At 28.9% G+C, this 9293-nt stretch carries 10 protein-coding genes; 4 read left to right on the top strand and 6 right to left on the bottom strand.

The features are described 5' to 3' along the window. The coding region (locus tag CD155_RS07870; protein WP_142382852.1) for a DDE-type integrase/transposase/recombinase at positions 1 to 263 on the top strand (263 nt) is incomplete at its 5' end. Between the two features lie 336 nt (positions 264 to 599). Here CD155_RS07870 and CD155_RS07865 read toward each other — a convergent pair. Beyond that, a complete protein-coding gene (locus tag CD155_RS07865; protein ID WP_103212999.1) occupies positions 600 to 1175 on the bottom strand; it encodes a hypothetical protein in 576 nt (191 codons plus the stop codon). A gap of 71 nt (positions 1176 to 1246) precedes the next feature. Further along, entirely contained in the window at positions 1247 to 1852 is a 606-nt protein-coding gene (locus CD155_RS07860; protein WP_103212998.1) for a recombinase family protein, read from the bottom strand. A gap of 177 nt (positions 1853 to 2029) precedes the next feature. Between CD155_RS07860 and CD155_RS07855 the strand changes: the two genes are divergently transcribed. Together CD155_RS07855 and CD155_RS07850 are read left to right on the top strand one after the other, a co-directional pair. Continuing rightward, positions 2030 to 3079: an ABC transporter permease gene (locus CD155_RS07855; RefSeq protein ID WP_103212997.1), complete on the top strand. Its 1050-nt coding sequence runs from the start codon at positions 2030 to 2032 to the stop codon at positions 3077 to 3079. 12 nt (positions 3080 to 3091) lie between these two features. Further along, a complete protein-coding gene (locus CD155_RS07850; RefSeq protein ID WP_103212996.1) occupies positions 3092 to 3754 on the top strand; it encodes an ABC transporter ATP-binding protein in 663 nt (220 codons plus the stop codon). Between the two features lie 209 nt (positions 3755 to 3963). Here CD155_RS07850 and CD155_RS07845 read toward each other — a convergent pair whose 3' ends face one another. The 4 genes from CD155_RS07845 to CD155_RS07830 all read right to left on the bottom strand — a co-directional run bounded on the left by CD155_RS07845 (position 3964) and on the right by CD155_RS07830 (position 7182). Further along, positions 3964 to 4059: a type I toxin-antitoxin system Fst family toxin gene (locus CD155_RS07845; protein ID WP_103212995.1), complete on the bottom strand. Its 96-nt coding sequence runs from the start codon at positions 4057 to 4059 to the stop codon at positions 3964 to 3966. Further along, positions 4049 to 4252, bottom strand: coding sequence for a cation:proton antiporter (locus CD155_RS07840; protein WP_103212994.1), 204 nt, complete (start codon positions 4250 to 4252; stop codon positions 4049 to 4051). The genes CD155_RS07845 and CD155_RS07840 overlap by 11 nt, the downstream gene beginning before the upstream one ends. Before the next feature lie 441 nt (positions 4253 to 4693). Continuing rightward, positions 4694 to 6445: a 3-hydroxyacyl-CoA dehydrogenase gene (locus CD155_RS07835; protein WP_256605001.1), complete on the bottom strand. Its 1752-nt coding sequence runs from the start codon at positions 6443 to 6445 to the stop codon at positions 4694 to 4696. A 527-nt stretch (positions 6446 to 6972) separates the two neighbouring features. Next, entirely contained in the window at positions 6973 to 7182 is a 210-nt protein-coding gene (locus CD155_RS07830; protein ID WP_103212992.1) for a hypothetical protein, read from the bottom strand. Between the two features lie 508 nt (positions 7183 to 7690). On the opposite strand from CD155_RS07830, the gene CD155_RS07825 reads away from it, so the two are divergent. Next, positions 7691 to 9109 (top strand): MDR family MFS transporter, encoded by a 1419-nt coding sequence (locus CD155_RS07825; protein WP_103212991.1) that lies wholly within the window; start codon positions 7691 to 7693, stop codon positions 9107 to 9109. The last annotated feature ends 184 nt before the right edge of the window (positions 9110 to 9293 follow it).

Here is a 9293-nt window from a genome sequence, read left to right as displayed (position 1 = left end):
CGAAGGTAGCCATGGCTAAAGTCATTAAAACGTTTAAACTGAATCCCGACTGTCATTGTACATCGAAATATCTGAATAACCTCATTGAGCAAGACCACCGTCATATTAAAGTAAGAAAGACAAGATATCAAAGTATCAATACGACAAAAAATACTTTAAAAGGTATTAAATGTATTTACGGTCTATATAAAAAGAACCGTAGGTCTCTTCAGATCTACGGATTTTCGCCATGCCATGAAATTAACATCATGTTAGCAAATTGACACAAATTATTATTTTAAAATTGAGACTAGACATTTATTTTTCAGCTTTGCAACAGAACCACTATTAAATTACCTTGTAGAGAAGAACAAACTAAGATTGGTAATTTCTTAGATAAAGTTGAAATTTTAATTAAAAAACAATCTACAAAAGTTGAATTATTAAAGCAACGTAAACAAGGATTATTACAGAAGATGTTTGTATAGTTTTTATAATGACCTATTATGTTAACCAATAAGACACAAATAATGTTCTAACATTGTTTGTGTCTGTATTTTGAGGTAACTATATACCTTTTGCTCCTACATATCTTTATCATTTTTCATAGAAATAGAATATCAAAATATGTCATCGCATTTTAAGTACTCGATAAAATGTTTTTTAGATTTCTTTTTTTGCCATTTCTCAACAATTGAATCTTCTAGATGACATACGAACCTATCATCCACTAATAAATATTCACCATCTTCGGATCCTTGACCTGAAATTTTTACATTGTGGTTTTTGTTTTCGAAATAATTAATTAAATACTTTTTCATATCTTCTAATGATTTAATGTAATATTCTAAATCCTCATTACTAATAACATAAGCACCTATTTTACTTTGACCAGAAACAACCCCCTCAATCTCAGATAGTACATCTAATTTTTCCCAAGTTAATACTATATCTCCCTCATCTGGAGAAAACATATACTTACTAAGTATAAACTTACTATCCCTCCACTTAATCTCTAAGTATGAAGGAAGTTCTTTATAATCTAAAACATAATCTTTAAAAATAACACCATCGATGTTTTCTCTATAGACTTTTATATTGTCTATTGAATTGATCCATGACTTGATGTCATCTACTGTTTTGAATAGACCTACTACTTTTCTCGTTGAAAATTGATTGAATTCTAGTAAAAACATACATATTCTCCTCTGATTCTTTTACAAAGTGATACCAACGCAATATAATCCTTAGTTATTTATTAAAGTTCCTATAATTCGCTATCACGTTTAATTCTATAAATGGTCTGTCTTGTGATATTGACTTCTTTCGCAATCCTGCTGATAGACACACCTTCCTCTAACATTTCTACAACGCGATGATAGATAATGCGTTTTTGTGGATCTTTCGCGTTGGGAGAATATAATAAAGGTCGCCCTTTATAAACGCCTTTTTCTTTAGCTATTTTAATTCCTTGTTGTTGTCGACGCTTACTTTCATTTCTTTCTTGTTCTGAAACCATCGCTAATATTTGTATGATTAAATCTTTCATAAACTTATCTAATAATGGATTACCAATGACTTCGTTCATCATAGGTAAACTAGTAATCATCAATTGAACTTCTTTATTCTTTAAAAAATTAACCGTATTAATCACTTCATCATAATTACGTCCTAAACGATCAATCGATTCTACGACAAATCTGTCTCCTATTCTCACAAAGTTCAATGCTTCTTGAAAAATGGGTCTGTGTTCAACAGATTTACCGGATTGTTTTTCTGTAAATATTTTTTCAGCGCCAAATGTTTTTAAATTTTCAATCTGTCTTTCTAAATTTTGATCTATTGAAGAAACTCTTGCATAACCTATAATCATTCATCTTCACTCCGTAATTAATATACACCCTAATCATACGTTTAAGTTGTTATAAATTCAACCATTTCATTTGTATGATTAGGGTGTACCATAATTATACAAATTATTATTTTTAATATATTAAACAAAGCTTTTATTGTTATACTTATTAATATCGTGTTTAAAGGAGCGAATTAAATGTTTTTGGCATGGAATGAAATTAAATACAATAAGCTAAAATTCGGATTAATTATAGGCATTCTTGTATTAATTAGTTATTTACTCTTTTTATTATCTGGACTAGCGAATGGTTTAATTAATATGAACACAGAAGGTATTAAGAAGTGGAAAGCAGATGCAATTGTCTTAAATAAAGATGCTAATCAAACTGTACAACAATCAGTAATAACAACATCGGATGTTAAAGGGAAATTTAAAAAAGAGGCTCCTTTAAAGCAAATGGGCATTATCGCTTCAAATGGAAGTAGTAAAGAGAATGCGATACTCTTTGGGGTAACATCAAATTCATTCTTGATTCCGAAGATCAAGGAAGGCAAAGCGTTTAATAAAGATAATGAGGTCGTCATTGATCAATCATTGAAAGATAAAGGATTTAAAGTTAATGACATAATCAATTTATCTCAATCTGACGAGAAATTACATATCGTTGGAGTGTCAGAAAGTGCGAAATATAATGCTTCCCCTGTTATTTTTACTAATAATAAAACAATGGAAAAAATTAACCCAGCATTATCATCAGACAAAACCAATTCAGTAGTTGTCAAAGATAGTAATTGGAATGATAAAAAGATGAATAGTGATTTAGAAGTGATTGGTATTGATGAGTTTGTAGAAAATCTACCAGGTTATAAACCTCAAAACTTAACAATGAATTTCATGATTACATTCTTGTTTGTTATTTCTGCTACAGTTATTGGAGTATTTTTATATGTTATTACTCTACAGAAGAAGAGTTTATTCGGTGTATTAAAAGCGCAAGGATTTACGAATGGGTTCTTAATGAAGATGGTATTAGCACAAACCTTTATATTAGCTTTAATTGGCTCATTAATTGGATTAATGTTGACCTTGCTTACAAGTCTAATTTTACCCAAAGCAGTACCGATTCAATTTGATGTTATAACACTTGTTATTTTCGGTATTGTTCTGATACTTATTTCACTTGTAGGTAGTCTTTTCTCAGTACTATCTATTAGAAAAATTGATCCACTTAAAGTAATCGGATAAGGAGACTTCATTATGTTAAAATTCGAGAAAGTAACAAAAGAATTTCAAGATGGAAATCATATGATTAAAGCAGTTAAACCAACATCATTATCTTTTGAAAAAGGCGATTTTATAGCTATTATTGGTCCTTCTGGTTCTGGTAAAAGTACATTCCTAACAATGGCTGGTGCCTTACAAACGCCTACATCTGGCGAAATTTATATTAACGATAAGAAAATCTCAAAAATGAATCAGAAGAATTTATCCAGAATGAGAATGAAAGAAATTGGGTTTATATTACAAGCGACTAACTTAGTTCCGTTCTTAACAATCAAACAACAATTTCACTTATTAAAAAGTTATAAAAAAGATGTGTTAAGTACTCAAGAACATGATAAATTGTTAGACGATTTAGGTTTGAAAGAAATCGAGAATAAATTGCCTTCTGAAGTGTCAGGAGGACAGAAACAACGTGTTGCGATTGCTAAAGCAATTTATACACAGCCATCTATTATTTTAGCTGATGAGCCAACCGCATCACTCGATACTGAAAATGCGATGGCAGTTATAAAAATACTAAAAGAACAGTCTAAGCAACGTCAAAAAATATGTATTATTGTTACTCACGATGAACGGTTAACTAAATTTTGCGACAAAATCTTTCATATGGAAGATGGTTACTTAACGCAAAAATAAAACAATTAAAGTATCAATATATTATCCTCAATTAAAAGTATTTAGATATCTTCTTTTCTTAATCATTATTTCTCATAACTTTGCAATCCTTCAATAGGTAATGTTATAATTTAAATAACGAAAATGATTAACAATTAATGCATTAATCTCCACACTACTGCAATAGTGTGGGGATTTTTTCGATGCTGGCTTATAAAGTCGCCTATTAATTATTTGTTGCGATTGCGTAGCCAATGCGCAAATAATGCGACGATACAACCACTCGCTGCTGTGGTCATGATGTGAACAAAGTTATCAAGTTTCACGCAGTATTTCAACGGATTCAGTAGTTTTAGCTACTCCTAATAAATGTGGTCCGATTATGATACCAAATACTAAAAGCCAAATAACATCAGGTATGTATTTTCGTGTAATAAGTGCAAATATAGGTGCTAGCATTGCTGCTAAAATAATCCACCAAATTGAGAATAAATTTTCAATTAGCAAATCATGTGACATCCTAATCACCCATTTTAATCTTATTATATAAATTACTCAAATAATTCTACACTTTTTAATTCCAGTCATCTATTTTATGACTCATTTATTAAGTAGAAAGAAACGAAAGAAGTTAAAATATTAGTCCATATTATATTTTTTTCTATAATCATCGCAGTTTACTTTAAAGTATCATTTCTTATACGCAATTGTTCAATAATTGTCTTTATGCTCAATTGAGTCTGTACCTTTAGATTAATACAGATGAACCGTTTGTTATTTGGATTCTTTAGTAAAGATATTCTTTATTCTCTTCGATATAAAAAGACCACCTACATTCTTAATCTAAATATGTCAACTCATCGAAGTTGTCCAATTAAATGTAAGATAATCCAAATGCTAGTATAGTTATTGTTATATATAAATTAAAATTTTTCAAATATATTTATTTCTAAAAAAGTTTCACTCGTAAGTATAAAAACCTTTTCCACTTTCTAAGCCAATGTGTCCATTCTTTATTTTTTCTTCTAACATAATCACAACTTTTTTATCTTCTGCATTTTTTGTTTGTTCATACTTAGTCTTTTGAATATTATATATTGTATTTAATCCTATGGAATCCATAAGAGCGAACGGTCCTTGTTTTGTTTTTAAAGCAACTATCCAAGTTTTATCAATATCTTTAAAGTTAGCAATTTCGTTTACATATAATTTAAGTGCTTCTTGAAGATGTGGTAGTAATAACGTATTAGTAATATAGGAAGATTGCTCTTTTTCTATAATAGTCACTAAAAAATCTAGGTCTTTCCCAAATGCCGCAAGTTTATTAATGGTTTCTGGAGAGGTCTGTTTACTAGTCATAATTTCTACAACATTGTTTTTCCAAGGTCGGTTTATAATATGAAATGCTGCAAATTTTTTAGGCGTTTGTAAGATATTTGAGAAATCCGTTGGTTTAAATGTATCTGTAACAGTTACAATAATTTTGTCCTTAATTGGCTTAGTCGCCAATTGTTCAAATAATTGTTGTTTGTCTCTCATTATCTCTGGTATAGCTTCAATAAGTAAATCCCTTTCCTCAATTGCCAAATCTAAATTCATTTCAATATTTACACAATTTTTTATTTCACTCAATTTTTGATCTGAGGCAGTTGTTTCTTTCTGATAAATTTTCAAAGTATCATCAAAACGTTTAGAACATGCTTTATCTTTATCATAAATTGTGACATTGAATCCTTTTTCTGCTATTTTTATAGCGAGTTGAGTACCTATAATACCTCCACCTAGAATTGTTATATATTCAAAGGAATGATTCGAATTTTGAATGTCCAGGGTATTTTTAAAAAATTCTTTTTGGGTAAATTCTGGGTTTGGGTACTCATAAAAACCTTTATTGACTGTAATGCCAATACGATTTTCATCAACCATTTTTTCTAAGATTTTAATATATTTTGCGTGCCAATCATTATTAATATGACCATACTTTTCTTTGAAAACAGTTAATTGAGAGTTTAAACCTACTAAATCAACTAATCCTATAGGTCCTAATTGATTACCTGTTGCACTTATCCACGTTTTATCTATTGTTTTAAAATCAGCAATTTTATTACTTAATAAATAAGCGCCAGCAGCATTAAATGGCATTAATATCGAGTTAAGTATATACCCTGATTTTTCCTTGTAAATTGGTAGAGCAACCATACCAATAGATTCAGCAAATTTTAGTACTGCATCAAATACATTATCATCTGTATCATCAGTACGCATAACTTCCGCAGTATTCCTTTTCCATACTTCATTCGCAAAATGAAGTGCTGCAAATTGCTTAGGTCTACCTGTTGCATCTTTGAATTTACTCGGTAATAGTTGAGAAGAATTAGTTACAAAAATAGTTTTGGAGGGGGCAAAATCAGCAAGCTCTTTATAAAAAGCTTGCTTTATAGATAACTTTTCAGGAATAGTTTCGATAACTAAATCTGAATTTCTTACTGCTTCCTCTAAATCCTCTTCAAATTTTATTGATTCGACGATTTTTTTCGTCTTATTCTCATCTAAGTTCATATCTTCTTGATAACGTGATTTTAAATTTTCTACTCTTTCTTTAGCATTAATCAAAGCGTCTTCACTAATATCATAGATGGTAACTTTATAGCCCTTCCAAGCGGTTTGAAAAGCAACTTGTGTCCCTAGTACGCCTCCACCAGCAATTGTAATATTTTCAAAATTAATAATGAATCTCTCCCTCTCAATTTATTAATACAAACTATATAGTCATTATAGTTTATTATGATTATATTTAAAATTATTTTATTCCAATAAGTAACATTCTTTAATTACAAAATAAATATCAAAAAGATCTATCCTTATTTTGCTTATAATTGGCGCTTTAATAAATCCTAAATGTAGATTTTACTCTAATTGCCCTCTTAAAATACAAATGGAATATATTGAATTATCACATGCAAATTTTCATAAAGTATTTTTTAAGATGTATAAATGTGGCATTAGAAAATATAGAGTCTTAATTAAACTACGCATTTACGTTGATAAATTTATCGATGCTGAGAAGAACCCTTAACTGAGTTTGTAAATGAATGTCGATGTAGACTAAGCTATTAGGCTAATTATTCTACATTTTTTAGATTATTAAAGAGTTAAAGGCTCAATGTCAATATAATAATATTTCATAAAAATTGTGATATTTTGTATATATTTATGATTTAATAGTTGTTATTTAATAATCAAAACATTGACTTTGTACTTTTTAACGCATTAGTAATTATTTTTCTGCAGTTTGAAAGCATATGTATTGGCAGCACTTTTCCTTCTTTGGCTTGTATTTCATGATTTAATGATGCGTTTGCTTGAGGGATTAGACTTACTGGTAATGCAGTTACGATTAAATATAGTAAAATTGCTCCTATGATGGTTTCTATAGTTTTCTTTTTCATAAATAAATTATCTCTTTATTTTGTCACTTCAAAAATAGTTAGCATTTTAATCCTTCTTTATTATAAGAAATTTCAATTCAACTATAGAAAATTGAAAAACCTTATGAAAGCAAAAAGGATATGACATGATTATTTATCTAAAAAACTTTACATATCTGTTCAGATAATTAATAACCGGCATAATGGTAAATATTTATTAGGTGTTATAAATGGATTAAATGTTGCTCATTTTCATAGAATCAGCTTTTATTGTTTAATAAAAAACCTAAAATATTATGTCTAGTAAATTTTTTAGTTTTGTATTTAAAGAGAAAACTTTATTTTTTAATTTTTATAGTTTTGAAACAAGTTTCTTATTGTCTTGATACTAAAAATAACTCAAAGATATTAAAAACATTTTAGCATTACAATATTTCTATGTAGTATAAAATATTCTAAGCAAGAATTTTTTTAAAAGAATGAATAATGATATTATATTTATCTGAAATCACATAAAGGAGAGGTCAAAATGTCGAATAATGAATTAACTACTTCTAGAAGGAATATGATAGTATTAGTTATGCTCTTGAGTGCTTTTGTAGCTATGCTAAATGCTACTATTTTAAATACAGCATTACCAGATATTTCAAAGAGTATGGAAATAGAAGCCACTACTTCTCAATGGTTAATAACAGGATTCATGCTTGTAAACGGCATAATGATACCCCTTACAGCATTTTTAATGGAAAAATACACGACACGCTTTTTATATACTTTTTCTATGGTTACTTTTGTACTAGGATCTATAATAGCAGTATGTGCTTCTAACTTTGAATTTTTACTACTGGCGCGTGTATTTCAAGCTGTAGGAGCAGGTATCTTATTGCCTTTAATGCAATTTACTATATTTATAATGTTTCCAGTTGAAAAAAGAGGTTTTGCAATGGGATTGACAGGTATCGTAGCTCAATCCGCACCTGCAATTGGACCAACTTTAAGTGGTCTTTTATTAGATAATTATAGTTGGCGTATGCCCTTTTTTGTTGTTGCCCTTTTTTCTTTAATTATTTTTATACTAGGGGTACGTGTCGTTAAAAGTAACGATGACAAAAAGCCATTAAAATTAGATAAACTTTCCGTTGTATATTCTACTTTAGGTTTTGGTTTCTTACTTTTTTCTTTTAGTAGCATTGGAACTTTAGGTTTAACCTCTCCTAGTGTACTTATTACATTTATATTAGGAGTTTTCGTAGTTACCATATTTGTTTTTCGCCAATTACATTTAAAAAATCCTTTATTAAATGTACGTGTATTCAGAAATTCTACTTTCACTTTATCATCAATCGCTAGTATGATTATTTTTATTGGTATTGTAGGTCCAGCCCTGCTAATTCCAATGTATATACAATTAGGTTTAGGTCTATCAGCTTTGTTATCTGGACTTGTAATTTTACCGGGGGCAGTATTTAATGCATTTATTTCTGTTTATACAGGAAAAGTTTTTGATAAATTTGGCGGACGTATACTAATCATTCCAGGGTTTATTTTACTTATTATTATGACAATATTACATTCATTTTTAACTACTAATACCCCTTATTGGTACGTAGTTACTATTTATGCTATTCGAATGTTTTCTGTAGGACTTCTAATGATGCCTTTAAATACTATTGCTATTAATGCATTGCCTAACACAGATATCTCTCATGGTACTGCAATTATGAATTCTGTACGCATAATTGCTGGGGCTATGGGTACAGCTCTTAGTATTACAGTAATGTCTATCATCACAAAAGCTTCTGCACAAATTTTTGATATTCATGGTTCTAAATTAAGCATTATGAAACAATCAATAGTGTACGGTATTGATGCTGCTTTTATTTTTACAACTTTCTTAATTATTATTGCTTTTATTCTCTCATTATTTATAAAAGAAAAGCACAATTAGTTTGGTATTGTAACTATAGATAATTAAAATTTTTGATTTTGTATGAAAAAGTAGTGTAAAATTTAAAAGAGTGGTCTATTAGCTTTTTGATGGTTCTGTTGCAAAGTTAAAAATTACATCATATATATACAAAAAAATGAAACATTAATCAAATTAAATGGAACAACTTCTTATTAAAACAACG

Source organism: Staphylococcus caprae (assembly GCF_002902725.1).
GTDB lineage: Bacteria > Bacillota > Bacilli > Staphylococcales > Staphylococcaceae > Staphylococcus > Staphylococcus caprae.
This window is presented reverse-complemented; position numbering and strand designations above follow the sequence as displayed.

Bases quoted from the DNA above. Each gene is read 5' to 3' on its own strand.
- CD155_RS07865 (WP_103212999.1), bottom strand. From the start codon at position 1,175: ATGTTTTTACTAGAATTCAATCAATTTTCAACGAGAAAAGTAGTAGGT.
- CD155_RS07860 (WP_103212998.1), bottom strand. From the start codon at position 1,852: ATGATTATAGGTTATGCAAGAGTTTCTTCAATAGATCAAAATTTAGAA.
- CD155_RS07855 (WP_103212997.1), top strand. From the start codon at position 2,030: ATGTTTTTGGCATGGAATGAAATTAAATACAATAAGCTAAAATTCGGA.
- CD155_RS07850 (WP_103212996.1), top strand. From the start codon at position 3,092: ATGTTAAAATTCGAGAAAGTAACAAAAGAATTTCAAGATGGAAATCAT.
- CD155_RS07840 (WP_103212994.1), bottom strand. From the start codon at position 4,252: ATGTCACATGATTTGCTAATTGAAAATTTATTCTCAATTTGGTGGATT.
- CD155_RS07830 (WP_103212992.1), bottom strand. From the start codon at position 7,182: ATGAAAAAGAAAACTATAGAAACCATCATAGGAGCAATTTTACTATAT.
- CD155_RS07825 (WP_103212991.1), top strand. From the start codon at position 7,691: ATGTCGAATAATGAATTAACTACTTCTAGAAGGAATATGATAGTATTA.